This window comes from Pseudomonas sp. C6002, assembly GCF_013385805.1.
Classification (GTDB): domain Bacteria; phylum Pseudomonadota; class Gammaproteobacteria; order Pseudomonadales; family Pseudomonadaceae; genus Aquipseudomonas.
In genome coordinates, this window is record NZ_JACAPH010000011.1 from 139,360 (window position 1) to 155,665 (window position 16,306).

At 61.9% G+C, this 16,306-nt stretch carries 14 protein-coding genes; 8 read left to right on the plus strand and 6 right to left on the minus strand.

Annotated elements, in window-relative coordinates:
• The first annotated feature begins 40 nt into the window (after positions 1-40).
• The 3 genes from xylG to HX817_RS07280 all read left to right on the plus strand — a co-directional run bounded on the left by xylG (position 41) and on the right by HX817_RS07280 (position 3,008).
• Positions 41-1,600, plus strand: coding sequence for a D-xylose ABC transporter ATP-binding protein (xylG, locus tag HX817_RS07270; RefSeq protein WP_008436027.1), 1,560 nt, complete (start codon positions 41-43; stop codon positions 1,598-1,600).
• Complete coding sequence (locus tag HX817_RS07275) at positions 1,601-2,737, plus strand: sugar ABC transporter permease (protein ID WP_003219656.1); 1,137 nt, start codon at positions 1,601-1,603, stop codon at positions 2,735-2,737.
• Positions 2,738-2,828: 91 nt separating this feature from the next.
• Positions 2,829-3,008 (plus strand): hypothetical protein, encoded by a 180-nt coding sequence (locus HX817_RS07280; protein ID WP_032899468.1) that lies wholly within the window; start codon positions 2,829-2,831, stop codon positions 3,006-3,008.
• A gap of 41 nt (positions 3,009-3,049) precedes the next feature.
• Here HX817_RS07280 and HX817_RS07285 read toward each other — a convergent pair whose 3' ends face one another.
• From HX817_RS07285 to HX817_RS07305, 5 genes are all read right to left on the minus strand, one after another.
• Positions 3,050-4,636, minus strand: a complete 1,587-nt coding sequence (locus HX817_RS07285) for a GMC family oxidoreductase (protein WP_177040045.1) — start codon at positions 4,634-4,636, stop codon at positions 3,050-3,052.
• A gap of 49 nt (positions 4,637-4,685) precedes the next feature.
• Complete coding sequence (locus tag HX817_RS07290; RefSeq protein WP_177021626.1) at positions 4,686-5,567, minus strand: sugar phosphate isomerase/epimerase; 882 nt, start codon at positions 5,565-5,567, stop codon at positions 4,686-4,688.
• Positions 5,551-6,591, minus strand: a complete 1,041-nt coding sequence (locus tag HX817_RS07295; protein WP_008436030.1) for a glycoside hydrolase family 3 N-terminal domain-containing protein — start codon at positions 6,589-6,591, stop codon at positions 5,551-5,553. Before HX817_RS07295 ends, HX817_RS07290 begins: the two co-directional genes overlap by 17 nt.
• Complete coding sequence (locus HX817_RS07300; protein WP_102369424.1) at positions 6,578-7,609, minus strand: glycoside hydrolase family 3 N-terminal domain-containing protein; 1,032 nt, start codon at positions 7,607-7,609, stop codon at positions 6,578-6,580. The genes HX817_RS07295 and HX817_RS07300 overlap by 14 nt, the downstream gene beginning before the upstream one ends.
• A gap of 64 nt (positions 7,610-7,673) precedes the next feature.
• Entirely contained in the window at positions 7,674-8,840 is a 1,167-nt protein-coding gene (locus tag HX817_RS07305; protein WP_177040046.1) for a Gfo/Idh/MocA family protein, read from the minus strand.
• A 439-nt stretch (positions 8,841-9,279) separates the two neighbouring features.
• On the opposite strand from HX817_RS07305, the gene HX817_RS07310 reads away from it, so the two are divergent.
• Positions 9,280-10,146 (plus strand): helix-turn-helix transcriptional regulator, encoded by an 867-nt coding sequence (locus HX817_RS07310; RefSeq protein WP_032899479.1) that lies wholly within the window; start codon positions 9,280-9,282, stop codon positions 10,144-10,146.
• Here the strand turns inward: HX817_RS07310 and HX817_RS07315 are convergent.
• Positions 10,137-11,228 carry a thiamine pyrophosphate-dependent enzyme gene (locus HX817_RS07315; RefSeq protein WP_177028801.1) on the minus strand — a complete coding sequence of 364 codons (1,092 nt, stop codon included), beginning with the start codon at positions 11,226-11,228 and terminating at the stop codon, positions 10,137-10,139. The genes HX817_RS07310 and HX817_RS07315 overlap by 10 nt on opposite strands.
• A gap of 761 nt (positions 11,229-11,989) precedes the next feature.
• On the opposite strand from HX817_RS07315, the gene HX817_RS07320 reads away from it, so the two are divergent.
• The 4 genes from HX817_RS07320 (at position 11,990) to HX817_RS07335 (ending at position 16,088) form a co-directional block, all read left to right on the plus strand.
• Positions 11,990-13,150: a PotD/PotF family extracellular solute-binding protein gene (locus tag HX817_RS07320; protein ID WP_008430158.1), complete on the plus strand. Its 1,161-nt coding sequence runs from the start codon at positions 11,990-11,992 to the stop codon at positions 13,148-13,150.
• Positions 13,151-13,259: 109 nt separating this feature from the next.
• Positions 13,260-14,195 (plus strand): ABC transporter permease, encoded by a 936-nt coding sequence (locus HX817_RS07325; protein ID WP_008430156.1) that lies wholly within the window; start codon positions 13,260-13,262, stop codon positions 14,193-14,195.
• Positions 14,196-14,223: 28 nt separating this feature from the next.
• The gene (locus HX817_RS07330) at positions 14,224-15,015 is read left to right on the plus strand and encodes an ABC transporter permease (RefSeq protein ID WP_008430153.1); all 792 of its coding nucleotides are present in this window, start codon (positions 14,224-14,226) and stop codon (positions 15,013-15,015) included.
• A 5-nt stretch (positions 15,016-15,020) separates the two neighbouring features.
• Positions 15,021-16,088, plus strand: coding sequence for an ABC transporter ATP-binding protein (locus HX817_RS07335; protein ID WP_008430152.1), 1,068 nt, complete (start codon positions 15,021-15,023; stop codon positions 16,086-16,088).
• The last annotated feature ends 218 nt before the right edge of the window (positions 16,089-16,306 follow it).

The following is a 16,306-nucleotide window of genomic DNA, read 5'->3' on the forward strand; positions in this document are numbered from 1 at the left end:
AGGCCGCTCCTGCCTTATCGCTGTGGAATGAGTGCCCGCCATGTCCGACTACCTGCTGGAAATGAACAACATCGTCAAGACCTTCGGTGGCGTCAAAGCCCTGAATGGCATCGACATCAAGGTAAAACCCGGGGAATGCGTAGGGTTGTGCGGTGAGAACGGCGCCGGCAAATCGACCCTGATGAAAGTGCTGTCGGCGGTGTATCCCCATGGTACCTGGGACGGCGAAATCCTTTGGGACGGCCAGCCGTTGCGCGCCCACTCCATCGCCGAAACCGAAGCCTGCGGCATCGTGATCATCCATCAGGAACTGACCCTGGTACCCGACCTCTCGGTGGCCGAAAACATCTTCATGGGCCACGAGCTGACACTGCCCGGCGGGCGCATGAACTACCCCGCCATGATGCACCGTGCCGAAGCCCTGATGCGCGAGCTGAAAGTGCCGGACATGAACGTCGCCCTGCCCGTTTCGCAATACGGCGGCGGCTACCAGCAACTGGTGGAAATCGCCAAGGCCCTGAACAAGCAGGCGCGCCTGCTGATCCTCGACGAACCCTCCTCGGCGCTGACCCGCTCGGAAATCGAGGTGCTGCTGGACATCATCCGTGGGCTCAAGGCCAAGGGCGTCGCCTGCGTGTACATCTCCCACAAGCTCGATGAGGTCTCGGCCATCTGCGACACCATCGCGGTGATCCGCGACGGCAAACACATCGCGACCACGGCCATGGCCGAGATGGACGTATCGCGCATCATCACGCAGATGGTCGGCCGTGAGATGAGCAACCTCTACCCCACCGAACCCCATGCGGTCGGCGAGGTGCTGTTCGAGGCGCGCAACGTCACCTGCTACGACGTCGACAACCCGGGCCGCAAGCGGGTGGACAATGTCTCGTTCAGCCTGCGCCGTGGCGAAATCCTCGGCATCGCCGGGCTGGTGGGCGCCGGCCGCACGGAACTGGTGTCGGCGCTATTCGGCAGCTACCCCGGGCGCTACCAAGGCGAGGTGTGGCTGGATGGCAAACCGATTGATACACGCACGCCGCTGAAGTCGATTCGCGCCGGGCTGTGCATGGTCCCGGAAGACCGCAAGCGCCAGGGCATCGTCCCGGACCTGGGCGTTGGGCAAAACATCACCCTGGCGGTGCTGGACCGTTTCTCGCACCTGACGCGCATCGATGCCGAGGCGGAACTGGGCAGCATCGAGCAGGAAATCAAGCGCATGCACCTGAAGACGGCGAACCCGTTCCTGCCGATCACCAGCCTCTCCGGCGGCAACCAGCAGAAGGCCGTACTGGCCAAGATGCTCCTGACCAAACCCCGGGTGCTGATCCTCGACGAACCGACCCGTGGCGTGGACGTGGGCGCCAAATATGAGATCTACAAATTGATGGGCGCGCTGGCGGCCGAAGGCGTGTCGATCATCATGGTGTCTTCGGAGCTGGCCGAGGTGCTGGGGGTCTCCGACCGGGTGCTGGTGATCGGCGAGGGCCAGTTGCGCGGCGACTTCATCAACCAGGGCCTGACCCAGGAACAGGTGCTCGCCGCCGCCCTCAGCCAACCGAACGGGCATGACAATAATAATGATCGGAAGTCCGCGTAAATGAACCAGGTCAAACAGCTCTTCACCCGCTACAAAATGCTCGCCCTGTTGATCGCCGTGGTGCTGATCTGGGTGTTTTTCAGCTGGCAGACCGAAGGCGGTTTCCTGACCCCGCGCAACCTGTCGAACCTGCTGCGGCAGATGTCCATTACCGGCATCCTGGCCTGCGGCATGGTGCTGGTGATCATCAGCGGCGAGATCGACCTGTCGGTGGGCTCGATGCTCGGTTTGCTCGGCGGCGTCGCGGCGATCCTGGATGTGGTTTATCACATTCCCCTGCCGCTGAACCTGGCCATCGTCGCCCTCTGTGGCTTGCTGATTGGCCTGGGCAACGGCTACATGACCGCGTACCTGCGCATCCCCTCCTTCATCGTCGGCCTGGGCGGCATGCTCGCGTTTCGCGGGGTGCTGCTGGGCATTACCGGCGGCACCACGATTGCACCGGTTTCGCCACAACTGGTGTACATCGGCCAGGGTTACCTGCCGACAGTGGTCGGGGTGATTCTCGGCGTGTTGCTGTTCGGGCTGGCGATATTCCTGACCTGGCGCCAACGCCACAACCGCGCCCTGCACGGCTTGGCGCTGCCGTCGATGCTGCGCGACAGCGTGCGCGTGGTGTTGATCGGTTTCGTGCTGGCCGGCTTCGTCTACACCCTCAACAGCTACGACGGCATTCCCGTGCCGGTGCTGCTTCTGCTGGTGCTGCTGGGGGTGTTCAGTTACGTCACCAGCCAGACCGTCTTTGGCCGGCGCATCTACTCGGTGGGCAGCAACATGGAAGCCACGCGCCTGTCGGGGATCAACGTGCAGGCGGTCAAGCTGTGGATCTTCGGGATCATGGGCGTGATGTGCGCCCTCGCCGGGCTGGTCAACACCGCGCGCCTGGCGGCCGGTTCACCTTCGGCGGGCAACATGGGCGAACTGGACGCTATCGCGGCGTGCTTTATCGGCGGTACTTCAATGCGCGGCGGTTCGGGCACCGTGTACGGCGCCCTGCTCGGCGCACTGGTGATCAGCAGCCTGGACAACGGCATGTCGATGCTCGACGTGGACAGCTACTGGCAGATGATCGTCAAGGGCAGCATCCTGGTGCTGGCGGTGTGGGTGGATGTGAGTACGCGGACGGGGCGTCGCTGAGGTTGGGGCAATGGCATGGAGCTTGCTCTTGACCAGCAGGCGGCCGATATCGGCCTCGACTTGAGCAGAAACGACCCACGAGGCACATGCCATGCACAGTTTGTTCTTTGCAACCGCTCAGATGATCAACGGCCGCGTACAGTCCGTTGATTCCATGGACAAACATCCGGACCCTAGGGCAATGCCCCTTGAACTGCAGGCAAAGCTTGGCATCGCCCTTGGGCTGCTGGCCCTCGGCAGCTGTTTCGCGCTGTGGTTGATCGGCGCCTGAGCCTGCCCCAAAAAGAGGCTGGTGTTACCGCCCGGGCAACCCTATCGGGCGGTCCGGATCATGTCGGCAGCTTTTTCGCCGATCATGATGCACGCCGAGTTGGGGTTGCCTGAAATCAGGGTCGGCATGATCGACGCATCGGCCACCCGCAGCCCTTCGATGCCATGCACCTTGAGGTCCGGCCCCACCACCGCCCGCTCATCCACACCCATGCGACAGGTGCCGGATGGATGCAGTGCGGCGTGGGCTTCCTCGTGACAGAACTGCTTCATCGCTTCGCGCGAGCGCACGGTGGGTTCCGGTACATGCCGACGAGCCACGTAGGGTTTGAAAGCCGCCTGGGCCATGATCTGTTCGCCCACCAGGCAACCGTCCACCAGGCTTTCAATGTCGTACGGATCGGAAAAGTAGTTGGGCACGATGCGCGGCGGGGACATCGGGTCGGCGGAGTAAAGCTCCACATAGCCCCTGGACCTTGGCCGTATCTGCCCCAGGTTCAACGTGCAGCCATTGCCGCCGGGCACCGAATCCACGCCCTCCTCGATGCCCGCGCCCACCACCATGAAATACTGGATATCCGGGTGCACCGCCGTCTTGTCGCCCCACCAGAACGCCCCGCCTTCAATCAGGTTGGACGCCGCCGGGCCTTGCCGGAACAACGCGTACTGCAACCCCGCCATAAGCTTCCACCACGGTTTTTTGTACTTGTCGTAGCTGTGGGGGCCGGTCAGCTCATACACCAGTGAAATTTCGATATGGTCCTGCAGGTTCTGCCCCACACCGGGCAAATCCTGAACCACTTTGATCCCGTGTTTTTCCAGTTGCTCAGCGGGCCCGATCCCCGACAACATCAGCAACCGGGGTGAGTTGATGGCGCCGCAGGACAGGATGATTTCCTTGTCGGCGTGCATCACCTGGCGCACGCCCTTCTCCAGGTATTCGATGCCGACGGCCTTGTTGCCCTGCATCAGGATACGCAGCACCCGGCAGCCGGTCTTCACCGTCAGGTTCTTGCGCGACTTGGCCGGCGCCAGGTAGGCCACGGCGGCACTGCTGCGAAAGCCGTTTTTGGCGGTGATCTGGTACAGCCCGCAGCCCTCGGGCTGGCCCGAGTTGAAGTCTTCGTTATAGGGCAATCCAAACTGCTGGCAGGCCCGCAGCCAGACTTTGGTCAAGGGGTGGATATTGATCGGGTCCGACACCCCCAACGGCCCGCCGACACCGTGCACCTCGTTGCAGAACCGCTCGTTGTCCTCGGCCTTTTTGAAGTACGGCAACACGTCTTTATACGACCACCCGGCGGCGCCCTGTTCGGCCCAACCGTCGTAGTCGGCGGGTACGCCACGGATATAAATCATCGCATTCACCGAGCTGCCGCCCCCGAGTACGCTGGCCTGGACCATGGTCGGCGTTTCGCTGCGGTGCTGGTCCTCGGTCGGCTCCCACGCATAACGCTTGAGCAGCGGGCCCTGGGCGGTCTTGTAGTAGGCGCCGGGAATATGGATGTAAGGGCTGCGATCCCGCGGGCCTTCCTCGAACAGCACCACCGACGCTCCCGCATCCTCACTCAGGCGCGATGCGACTGTGCAGCCCGTGGAGCCGCCCCCGATTACGATGAAATCCACCATGACAACCTCAGATCTTTTTAGTATTCAGCCAGTGTCGAAACGCGCGTTATCAACCGACCAGGCCGGTTAACAGCGTCTTCAATTGTTGGGCGACGGCGTAGCTGTTTTGCTGCTGCTGTTTTTTGCAGAACAGCTCACAACTCCACCACCCGGCGTAACCGGTGGCCTTTACGGCGGCGGTCCACTCGACCAGGTCGAGCACGCCGCTGCCGGTGGGCACATCGCGCAGCACTTCCTCATTCGGGATACCGCCTTCGAAGGCCAGTGAGTCGCAGACATGCACGCCGTAGATCACGTCCTTGTCGAGCCGGGCGACGTCCGCAGGGGTCACGCCGCTGGTAAAGCAATGCCAATAGTCGATCACCATCTTCACGTTGCTGCGCCCGGTGCGTTCAATCAGCTGCAGTTGGTGATCCAGGGTGTTGAGTGGCGTCCAGGACAAGGCTTCGAGGTAGAGCAGCAGACCGTATTGCCTGGCCACATCGGCCAACTCCGCCAGGTTGCTTGCCGTGCGGGCGTACTGTTCGGCTTGATCCAGGCCCAGCAAGCCTGAGTAATGCAGGCTCTTGCCGGTCGCCTGAAAATCAATCACCGCCTGTACATTGATCGGACCGGTGAGGACTTGCACGCCTTTGGCGCCCACCAGATTGGCCAGCTCAAATAGCCGCCGGGCTTCCTTGAACAGGTCCTCGCGCTCGGCGCCCTGGCGTTCGATATCCCGCAGGTAGCCGATGCCGGTGACAGGCACGTCGTTGAGCAGTGCTTGAAGCTCTGACTCGCAATAGCCGGCCTGCAGATACGCCTCCAGCTTGCCGCTGTTGATCTCCAGCGCGTCAAAACCCAGCGTCCGGGCGATGTCGATATCCATCGCCAGGGTCGAGTGTTTCGCAACGGTGGAATGCAGGGCGAGGACGTTATTTTGGGTTGCCATATGGCGCTCCTACGGTTGAGTAGCGATCAGCCAAGGCACCAACGGCCAACGCCGCGGCGTCCAGCCGTGCTTGGGGCAAGAGGCCCTCGGCGACGGCGGCGACAATCGCCCGAACGATCTGCGGCACGTGGGGCATAGCCTTTGCGGAAATCAGTAATAAGTCGGCCCCGGCATTCAGCGCGGCCACTGCGACCTCGCCGAGGGACATCTGGCCGATGGTTGAGCGGTGATCGAGGTCGATGGTCATCACCAGCCCCTTGAAGCCCAACTCCTGGCGCAACACGCCGATCAATTCAGGCGACACCGAGGCTGCCGTGGGCGGTGTGCATGCGGCGAATATCGCCGGGCCCATCATCACCGCATCGGCGCCAGCGTCGATCCCGGCCTGAAACCCGGGCCAGAAGGCCCGCAGTTGCTGCATGGACTCGCTGACCACCGCCGTTTCAGTCGACGGCTGCTGAAACAGCACCGGGTGCCCGGGGAAGTGCTTCAGGGTGCTGGCCATCCCGGCCCGCCGCACGCCGCGCACATACGCCCCGACCATCGCCGCCGTCTGGTGGACATCGCCCGACAGCGTGCGCCCCGCCAGCCACACATTACGGCCGCCGACCACATCCGCCGTCGGCGACAGCAGCAGGTTGACCCCGGTCGCCCGCGCGGCGGTGGCGACCTTGAAGCACGCCTGCTCCAGCGCCGCACAATCCATCGCCCGGGCCACATCGGGCTCCGGCAGCGCCGGGGTCACCCCTTGCAAGCGGTGCACGGCGGAGATGTCGGCATCGGCTGCCAGCAGCAGCGGCCCACCCAGTTCGGTGGCCGTGCCGGTAAAACGCTGCCAGATGTCCAGGGTTTCGGTTTGCAGGCGGCTGGCGCTCATTTTTCCGCTGACGTATTCCTCTCCCGTCTCGCCAAACAACAGGCTGCGCCCGCCATTGCCGAGGAACCGACGCACGTCATCCGTCATCTGCACGTCCAGCAATACCGGGAACAGTACGCCGTAGGCCTTGCGGTCATTCGCGCTCATGGCTGGTTTCCTGGGTGGCGATTGCCAGTTGACGAACCTTGGCAGCGGCGTCCAACAGAACCTGGCGGTCCAGGGTGCCTTCGTGGACGGCGGCGACAATCGCCTCGGCGATGCTGTCCAGACCTGACTCGCTGGACACCAGCAACAGGTGCGCACCGGCCACCAGGGAGGCTACGGCGGTATCGGGGATGGTGTTGCCGCGCAGGATCGACACGGCGTCTAGGTCATCGGAAATGATCAGGCCTTCGAAGCCGAGGGTGTCACGCAGTACGCCGATGACCTTCGACGAGGTGGACGCCGACTGCTGCGCATCAATCGCAGGAAATACCGCCGGGCCAGGCATGACGGCTTTTACGCCGGTGGCGATGACCTGCTTGAATACTTCAAGATTGTCATGCAGCAATTCCAGCGGCCCCGGCACGGTGGCTTCGGCAATGGCCGGATCGTGCTCGGTGACGTAGTGCCCGGGAAAGTGCTTGGCAGTGGCGATCACACCCGCGCGCTGCACCCCGCGGATAAACGCGCAGGACACTCGGCTGACTTCCACTGGATCCGCGCCCAGGTGCCGGTTGTGCAGCCATGGATTGACGCCGGTGACCACGTCCACGATGGGCGCCAGGAACAGATTCACACCCAACCCGCGGGCCGCGGCGGCCATCTCGAAGCAACGTTGCTCGAGGTCCTCGGCGCCGAGGTCCTGGAGCTGCGCCCGGGTAGCGACCGCCGGGACCAGTTGGTGCAGGCGTTCGATTCCGCCGAGTTCCTGGTCTACCGCGATCAGCACCGCAGAGCCCGCCAGCGCCGTGGCTTCCTTGACGATACTGATGAAATCGGCTTTGGACTCGCCCGCCTTGCGCGCCGGGCTCATGCCTCGGCCCACGTATTCATCCCGGGTTTCCCCAAGCAACAGGGACACACCACCACGGCTCAGGTAACGGCGCACATTGTCGTCCAGGTGCAAATCCCCGAATGCGGGAAGCAGTACCGAATACGCGGCGCGATGCAGTTCGCTTGACATTGTTTTTCCTCAACAGCGTTTGGGTGAGTCGTTGGATGCGCAGCGATGCCACGCATGAAATCAATTACCGCGGGAAAGGCACCCAGGCCCGCTGCTGGTGGGATTCGAGGCTGGCCTGGGACAACAACACCCCGCGCACGCCTTCGTGAATATCCGGCAACGGGACGCTGGTCGCTGTGCGCCATTGCGCCCCGGCATCCAGGGCCTCGGCGAAGTCGGCGTACAGCACGGCCAGCGCTTCCAGATAACCTTCGGTATTGCCCGCCGGCAAGCTGGTGAACGTCAGCGTCTGCGGCCTGTTGTCGGACTGGCCTCGCCGATAGATGCGGTCTGCACCGTCAGTGGGCGTGAACAACAGGGTTTCCGGTGACTCCTGGCACCATTCGAGCGAAGCCAGGCTGCCGACGACCTTGAAGCGCAAGCCGTTGCGATGCCCGGGCGCGGCGAAACTGGCCCACAACAATCCATCCACGCCGCCGTCGAATTCCAGTTGCACCACGCAGGTATCGTCCAGGCCCCAACCCGGCACCACGCTGGTCAACTTGGCGTTGAGCTGGGTGCAGCGCTGCCCGGACAGAAACTCCAACAGGTTGAAGGCGTGGGTGCCGACGTCTCCCAGCGCGCCGGTGGGGCCGGCCTTTTGCGGGTCACCGCGCCACGCCAGGCTATTGCTCAAGCCGGACACGCCGGGGGCTAGCCACTCCAGCAGGTATTCGACGTACAGGAAGCGCAGCTCACCCAGCTCGCCGGCCTGGATGCGACTGCGGGCGTCCCTGACCATCGGGTAGCCCTGGTAGGTGTAGGTCAGCGCAAAAAATGTCCCATGGCGCTCGGCAAGGCTCGCCAACTCACGGGCTTCGTCAGGGTGGTTGACCAGGGGCTTGTCGCAGATCACCGGGATGCCCGCCTCCAGGAACAACCGGCACGGTTCGAAGTGCAAGTGGTTGGGCGTCACGATAACCACCGCCTCGATCGGGTCGGGGCGGCGAGACTCGGCGGCCGCCATGTCCTCGAACGACAAGTAGATACGTTCGGGTTCAATAGTGAGCGCTGCGCCCGCCTCGCGGCATTTATCCGCGTCGGCAGAGAATGCGCCGGCGACGATATCGAAGCGATTACACAGGCGCATCGCTGCGCGGTGGTAACTGGCGAAGTAAGCGCCCTGCCCGCCGCCGACCATGCCGACCTTGAGTCGCCTCTTTCCGGGAATGTCGCCGGTCAACCTTGCCATCGCCCAATCCTCCGCAAAAAGCATTGGCCCGAGTATCAGGGGTGACCGGTGTTTCCACCATTTCGCACCCTTGGCGATACCTGACGCGGACTGAAGCACTCCTGCGCAGCACGGGGTGTTACCCGTCGCTATCGAATGTGTTACTGGGCGGACCGCCACCGTCACGATTGACCCGTGAAAACCACAACGCACTGGCGCCGAACCTTCAGCAAAAGCGCTTACAATCTGACGCATTCAGTTATGCTCAAACTTCATGTTTGAACTTAAACAAACGGCATGAAAGATGCTTTGGTAATGATCGGAAGTTTCAAACGCTTAAACGGTTATTACGCTTATGCCCAAGGTTATTCGATAACCGCGCTATAACTTTAATAACTGGCGCCTTAACCCAGCCAAGTACATCGAGATAATAATGCCCAGCCGCCCGGACTCATCGCCCCTGTCATTAGCCGCCGCCACCTCCCACCCCGAGCGACAGCAGGCGCGCAGCGACTTGCAGGCCAATGTGCAAAAGAACCTGAGCACGCTGGTGGAGTCCTGCCGGTCGGTGGCCGACATGTGCCGCAAAGTTGATGTGAACCGCCAGCAGTTCAACAAGTACCTGGTGGGCCAGCACGTGCCGTCGCAGAAGATTCTGCAAAAGATCGGCCGCTATTTCATGATGGAAGCCGAAGACCTCTTCCGCCCGCCCGCCGAGTTCAAGAAGTTCTATGAAGGCTATGAAAACGAACTGCCGACCGGCTTGCGGGCTTCGGAGCAGTTCAATCATTTCCTGCCGCTGGCCAAGCAGTCGGCTGACGTGCTCGAAGACTATCTGGGGGTGTATTACCGCTACCACAATTCATCGATCTACAAGGGCCGGATCCTGCGTTCGGTCACCTGCCTGTACCGCGCCGACTCGATGGTGCAGTACGTCACCGTCGAGCGCTTTCCGCTGCGCGATGGCAGCGGCAAGATCGGGTATTCATTCACCTACCACGGGTTCTGCCTGCTGCTGGGCGATCGCCTGTTCATGGTGGATTTCGAAGGCAAGCAACGTAACGAAATGACGTTCTCGATCCTGACGCCGCAGCATCGTCGGCCGATCCGTTTTCTCTATGGGTTGGTGACGGGTGTGGCGTCGTCCTCGTTCCGCCAGCCCTTCTCCACGCGCATGGCGCTGGGACTGGTGGACAAGGGCAAGATCCGCAAGCATCACTTGCGCAATGCAACGGTGCTGTTGCCCAGCGACCAGTCGATCCCGCTGGACGTACGTGAATACATGACCGGCGACAACGCCACCATTGTCTGGGGCGGTCAGGACTGAGGGACCTGCAGGGGCTGGCGTGCCGTCATCATTTCAACCAGCGACGGGCCCTTGCTGTTGAGGGCTTTGACGAGGGTCGCGTTGAGTTGTGACGCGTGTTCCACACGCCAGGCTTCAAGGCCGAAGTTTCGGGCGATGCCGGCGAAGTCCGGGGCATAGGGTTTGCCATCCGGCAGGTTGAATTCACCGGCCCGGTGCTGCTCGATGGGCGACGTCTGTACGTCGCCCAGGGCTTCGTCACCGTTGCTGTTGAAGACCAGGAACACCACCGGAATGCTGTGCATCACGCACACAGCCATCTCTTGCATCGACTGCAGGAAATCCCGGCTGCCCACGGCACAGACCACCTGGCGGGCGGGCATGGCGAGCTTGGCGCCGATCGCTGCCGGGACGGCCCAGCCGAGGGTGGCGGGGTTGCCGGCGCACAAGTGCCTGCCGGGGTAATGCACCGGGAACATCTTGCGGGCCATGGGCTGGGTGGGGCCGCTACCGAAGACGAGGATCGCGTCGTTTTCCAGCACGGAGGATGAGGCGCGGCCTTCGCGCAGTACGCTGATTTTACGCGGGGTGGGTTGGGGTTCTGCACGCAGGGTGGCGGGTGGCAGGCTGGCGTTGGTGGAGGCGCCTTGGAGGGCGTCGTCAATGGACAGGCTGACAGGGCCGGGATGGGCGCTCAGCATGGTGTCGAAGGCTTGGCGCAGGGCTTGGGGTAGCTGTTGTAGAGTCGAAACCGTCGCGTGATCTTTCATGACATTGGCGGCTATCGTTTCGGGCTGGGCGTTGCTGATGACCAGCAGCGCGCAGGCGTCCTGGTGCGCGGTGGCGAGGGCTCCCAGGGCTGAGGGGATGCCCAGGGGGCCCGTGAGTACGACGGCCATGGGGCGACCGCACGCACGGTAGTAGCCGTCGGCGAGGTGCACGGCGCTGTGGGCCTGGATGACGTGGATAAAGGGGATGTCGGTGCCCGGGGTCAGCAGCGCTTCCACCAGGGCCCGGGCGCCGTCGCCCGGGGGCCCGGCTACGTAGTCGACACTGTTGGCCTTGAGTGCCTTGGCGATGATTTGGCCACCTGTGAATTTCACTCGATACTCCAGCGAATGCGCGGCGTCTGGGCCGGGATCAGGCTTGGAGTATTCGCCTGGTGCGGGGTGGGCTCAATTTCGCACCTTGGGTAAAAGAGACGCAGATTGACGCAGATATTGGGGCTCACTACAGCACAGCGGCCTGCAGGCCGGCTTGAGTGTTAGAAGCCAAATCAAAAGCTAAAGCGGGCACGGTCAAATATGGGAGCTGACTTGCCAGCGATGGCATCGCCCAGGTGTGTCTGATGTACCGAGTTGTCTGCATCGCAGGCAAGCCAGCTCCTACAGAAAAGCCGCTCTGCTTCTGCTCTGGTTTCTAACCTGCAGGTCGGCTTTCAGGCCGCCGTGCTCTTGCTACGGATCCCCCCCAGAAACCCCTGGGCCCCCACGTGCGCCGCTTAGGTCACTCCAATGCGTCAGAGTGCGTCGCTTTTAACCCCCCTGCGAAATTGAGCCCCCCCGCCTCCCCGCTCAATACTCAACCCATGAAAACAACAAGCCGAGCCTATCAAGCGCTGGGCGCACCGCTTCAGGCCCGCAACACCCTGCAGCCCGGAATAAGCGTGCGTCGCCCCGCCAAGGAAGAGTCAATCGGAACAGTGGAGGCCTTACCACCCTCCCCAGCAGCATGGAATCAATGCTGGCCATAACACTGCCGATCCAACTGACTGCATACAAAAGGACGCACCTGGCATCGACACCAGGCCCATGCCTTGCAAGTCGCTCAACATTTGCACCCACCACCCAGGCAGGAACTCGAAATGAAAAAAGAAATAGAGACGGGTTATGGTTTGACCGGCATTGACTTCAATTCCCTCAGCTTGAAACGACGCTCGTTCCTGCTGGGCGCTGCCGCCTCTGCCGCAGGCTTGTACCTCGGCTCGTTCGTGCCCAGCGCATTTGCCGCCACCACCGGGCACCTGGAAATCCTCGGCTGGGAAGGCGAAACCGGCGACGCCGAACTCGCCGACTGGCGCAAGCAACGCAACGTTACCGTGCGCTCCAGTTATGCCAGCAACCAGGACGACATCACCGCCCGGCTGGCAGGCTCCGATCCAGTGCAGCTCGACCTGACCATGTACGCCTTGGGCTACGAAAAGATCTATCAGGAAATGGGCCTGCTCAAGGCCATCGACACCACGAAGATCCCCAACTATTCCGCCGACAATACCCTCGCGCTGTTCTACAAGGGCAGCCGTTGGTACTGGGACGGCAAGCAATGGGGCATCCCGTTGCTGTGGGGGATGAACACCATCATCTACAACCCCAAGAACGTCAAAAAGCCCACCCAATACACCGACCTGCTGGACCCCAAGCTCAAGGGCAAGTTGACCTTTGTCGATGACGGCACCTCGAACTGGTCGCTGATCGCAACTATCGCCGGCTACGGCGACAAGTACCCCAACCTGACCCGCGCCGAATTCAACGACGCCTTTGAAAAACTCAAGCCGTACCGTGATCAATGCCGCGTGTTCGCGGCTTCGTCGGGTGACGCGGTATCGCTGCTGGTATCGGGTGAAGTGGACGCGGTGTTCTCGGCCTCCGCCAACACCCCGAGCGAAACCATCAAGCGTGGCGTGACCACTGCCCTGTCGGTGCCCAGCGAAGGCGCAGCGCTGTGGTGCGATGCGTTGTTCATCCCGAAAACCGCCAAGGATATTCCCCTGGCCCTGGAGTTCATCAACAAGACCCTGGAGCCAGATACCCAGGCCAAGATGGCAACCACGATGTTCTCCGGCGTGGTCAACCCCAAGGCCGTGCCGCTGCTGCCGGAGGACCTGAGAAACACCTTTGACTACGCGAACCTCGACAGCTTCTTCGAGAAATCCAAACTCTATGGCCAACCGCCCCTGAGCTCCGAAAAGTATGTGACCTATGCGGAATGGATCGATCAGTGGGCGAACTTCAAAGGCTCGTTCTAGAGCGCTTGGCACGCCGGCGCTGGCAACCGTGGGGTGGGTGTTCATCAACACGCGCCCCACGGGTCAACGCGCCCTGACTCTCGAATAAAAACGCAAAGGCAACCTCATCATGACCGTAGTCAACAACACCGAGTCCATGCCCCTGGACGACGGCGATTCAAGGGTCGGTAAACACGTGAAGATGGATAAGAGAACCCTCAGCGGGTATTGGCTGGCGTCGCCGCCGTTGCTGTTTCTGGTGGTGTTCTTTCTGGTTCCGTCGGCACTGTTGCTGATTGCCAGTTTCTGGACCGCCAAGACCTTCAGCATGGAGCCCGCCGCCACCCTGGCCAACTATGCCAAGGCCCTGAGCGCCAGCGGGTTTTATGACTCGCTGTGGATCGCCCTGCAAAACGGCTTCTGGACCGCCCTGCTCTCCACCGTGATCAGTGCGCCGGTGGCCTATTACATCGTGTACCGCACACGCTCCAACGCCGTGTTGTACCTGGCGTTGGTGTCGTGGTTTTCCAGTTACCTGGTACGGGTCTACGCATGGCGCTCGATCCTGGGCACCAACGGCGTGATCAACTCCACCCTGCTGCACTTCGGCCTGATCGACCAGCCGCTGGAGTGGCTGGTGTTCAGCAAGTTCGCCGTGGTGCTGACCCTGGTGCACATCATGCTGCCCTTCACCCTGTTGCTGCTGGTGTCGGGCCTGCGGGACATCAAGAAGGACTACCTGGAGGCCGCTGCCGACCTGGGCGCCGGCGGTGTCACCATTCTGTGGCGGGTGATCATGCCGATGGCCCACAAAAGCATCGTCAGCTCCTTCATGTTCACCTTCGTGCTGGCCGCCAGCGACTACGTCACCCCGCAACTGCTGGGCGGCCGGGATGCGATGACCACCGGGCTGGTGATCGCCAACCAGTTCCGCTCGGTAGGTAACTGGCCACTCGGTGCGGCGATGGCTTATCTGCTGTTGATCGTGTTCATGCTGGTGTACGCGTTGCTGCTGGGGGTGTTGCGCGCAGCCAACCTGGCACCCGGCAAGCGTTACCACGACTGACTGCCGCTCATAAAAAAGGTAACTCGCCATGATCCGGTTATTCACTTACGTCTACATGTTGTTCCTCTACGCGCCCATCGCGATTATCGCGCTGTTCAGCTTTCACTCGTCCGCCTCGCTGTCGTTCCCGTTCGAGGGTTTTTCCACGCGCTGGTACGAGGCGCTGTTCAGCAGTTCGGACTTCATGACAGCCCTGACCAATAGTGCGATCGTCGCCGCCGGTTCGGCGATTCTCACCACGCTGCTGGGCACGTTCTCGGCCCTGGCGCTGATGCGCATGAAAGGCCGGGTAAAAGCGGTGTTCGCGTTCATGAACTTTGCCCCCATCGCCTTGCCCGGTTTGTTTTTGGGGATTGCACTGGTGATTTTCTTCTCACTGGTCGGCCTGCCCCGTTCGCTGCTGACGGTGATCATCGGCCACACCCTGTTCACCTTTCCGTTCTTCGTGGAGTCGGTGCGCTCACGGCTGGAGTATTTCGACCTGTCGTTCGAGGAGGCCGCCCGCGACCTCGGCGCCTCGCCCCTCAAAGCGTTTTGGCTGGTGACGCTGCCGATCATCGGGCCAACCATCGCCGGCGCCGCGATCCTCGCGGTGGCGCTGTCGATGGATGAATTCCTGATCACCGTGTTCGTCACCGGCAGCGACACCACGCTGCCCCTCATGATTCTTTCGATGATGCGCCGCGCCGTCAGCCCCACCATCAATGCCGCCTCGGTATTCATGCTGGTGGTGACCATCGCCATCATCGCCATTGCCGGCCTGGTCATGACCTTGCGTCGTCGCCGCCTCGAACTTGAACGTGCTGAAACTGCAGAGTAATCACCATGACCAACAGTATTGAACTGACCGGGATTTCCAAGAGCTACGGCAACCTCACTGCCCTGGGCAAAGTCGACCTCACGGTAAAACGCAACGAGATCCTGACCCTGCTCGGCCCCAGTGGCTGCGGCAAGACCACCCTGATGCGGATCATTGCCGGCTTCGAAGAGCCCACCACCGGCAAAGTGGTGATCGACGGCAAGGACTCCACCGCCCTGGCGCCTGAACACCGCCCGGTGAATATGGTGTTCCAGAAGTACGCGCTGTTCCCGCACCTGGACGTGTTCGACAACGTTGCCTTCGGGTTGCGTTTGAAGAAGAAGCCCAAGGATGAGATCAAGCGTGAAGTGAACAAGGCGCTGGAACTGGTGCAACTGGAAAGCTTCAAGAGCCGTTGGATCTCCGAGCTCAGTGGCGGGCAGGCGCAACGTGTGGCCCTGGCCCGCGCACTGGTGAATCGCCCGGCGGTGTTGCTGCTGGACGAGCCGCTGGCGGCCCTGGACCTGAAGATTCGCCATCACATGCTTAACGAGATCAAGCGCATCCACGAAGAGACTTCCACCACGTTTGTGTATGTGACTCACGACCAGGACGAAGCGATGATCTTGTCGGACCGTGTGGTACTGCTGAACAAGGGTGGCATCGAGCAGATCGGCGGGCCGCAGGAGATGTATTGGTCGCCGCGCACGTTGTTTGCCGCCAGGTTTTTCGGCGATACCAATATCGTCAACGGCACGTATGGGCTCGGTGGCGTGGTCGAGTTGCCGTTTGGGCGTTATGCCCATACGGCTAAAAGCGGCGTGGGTGCAGGGCCGGTGAATGTGTCGATCCGGCCTGAAACCATCGGCCTTGAGCCGGCTCTGGGCGCTGCACTGGCCGACGGTGCGTTTGCCGGGAAGGTCAAGGACACTTCGTTTATCGGTAATCGGGTGATCTACCGCGTGGAGGTGGCCGGTGGCACGCTTGATCTCAAATGCCAGCAACTACCGACTCCCGGCAGCCACGCACTGCCGCCGGGTACGAACGTGGCGTTGACCTGCAAACCGGAAAGCTTTGTGGTGATTCCGGTCTGAAGGGGTTGAACATGGGGCCTGGCTGAAGCAGCCGAGGTTCATTTTTACGCTGGATCATGCGCTCTTTCACGGGAGGCTGGTCTGGCGTTTTTTTTGCCCGGGGGGAAGAGAGTAATGGTCGGTTTTATTGAGCGGGAAGTGGGCCCTCCGGTAAGTCTAGATTTACCGGGGGCCCGTGCCGGGCTGACCATCTCATTAGGGCTCTGCCCCGCCTGTCG

What these genes read in the sequence shown, in the direction of transcription:
- xylG (WP_008436027.1), top strand. Translation starts at nt 41, where the DNA reads ATGTCCGACTACCTGCTGGAAATGAACAACATCGTCAAGACCTTCGGT.
- HX817_RS07275 (WP_003219656.1), top strand. Translation starts at nt 1,601, where the DNA reads ATGAACCAGGTCAAACAGCTCTTCACCCGCTACAAAATGCTCGCCCTG.
- HX817_RS07280 (WP_032899468.1), top strand. Translation starts at nt 2,829, where the DNA reads ATGCACAGTTTGTTCTTTGCAACCGCTCAGATGATCAACGGCCGCGTA.
- HX817_RS07285 (WP_177040045.1), bottom strand. Translation starts at nt 4,636, where the DNA reads ATGGTGGATTTCATCGTAATCGGGGGCGGCTCCACGGGCTGCACAGTC.
- HX817_RS07290 (WP_177021626.1), bottom strand. Translation starts at nt 5,567, where the DNA reads ATGGCAACCCAAAATAACGTCCTCGCCCTGCATTCCACCGTTGCGAAA.
- HX817_RS07295 (WP_008436030.1), bottom strand. Translation starts at nt 6,591, where the DNA reads ATGAGCGCGAATGACCGCAAGGCCTACGGCGTACTGTTCCCGGTATTG.
- HX817_RS07300 (WP_102369424.1), bottom strand. Translation starts at nt 7,609, where the DNA reads ATGTCAAGCGAACTGCATCGCGCCGCGTATTCGGTACTGCTTCCCGCA.
- HX817_RS07305 (WP_177040046.1), bottom strand. Translation starts at nt 8,840, where the DNA reads ATGGCAAGGTTGACCGGCGACATTCCCGGAAAGAGGCGACTCAAGGTC.
- HX817_RS07320 (WP_008430158.1), top strand. Translation starts at nt 11,990, where the DNA reads ATGAAAAAAGAAATAGAGACGGGTTATGGTTTGACCGGCATTGACTTC.
- HX817_RS07325 (WP_008430156.1), top strand. Translation starts at nt 13,260, where the DNA reads ATGACCGTAGTCAACAACACCGAGTCCATGCCCCTGGACGACGGCGAT.
- HX817_RS07330 (WP_008430153.1), top strand. Translation starts at nt 14,224, where the DNA reads ATGATCCGGTTATTCACTTACGTCTACATGTTGTTCCTCTACGCGCCC.
- HX817_RS07335 (WP_008430152.1), top strand. Translation starts at nt 15,021, where the DNA reads ATGACCAACAGTATTGAACTGACCGGGATTTCCAAGAGCTACGGCAAC.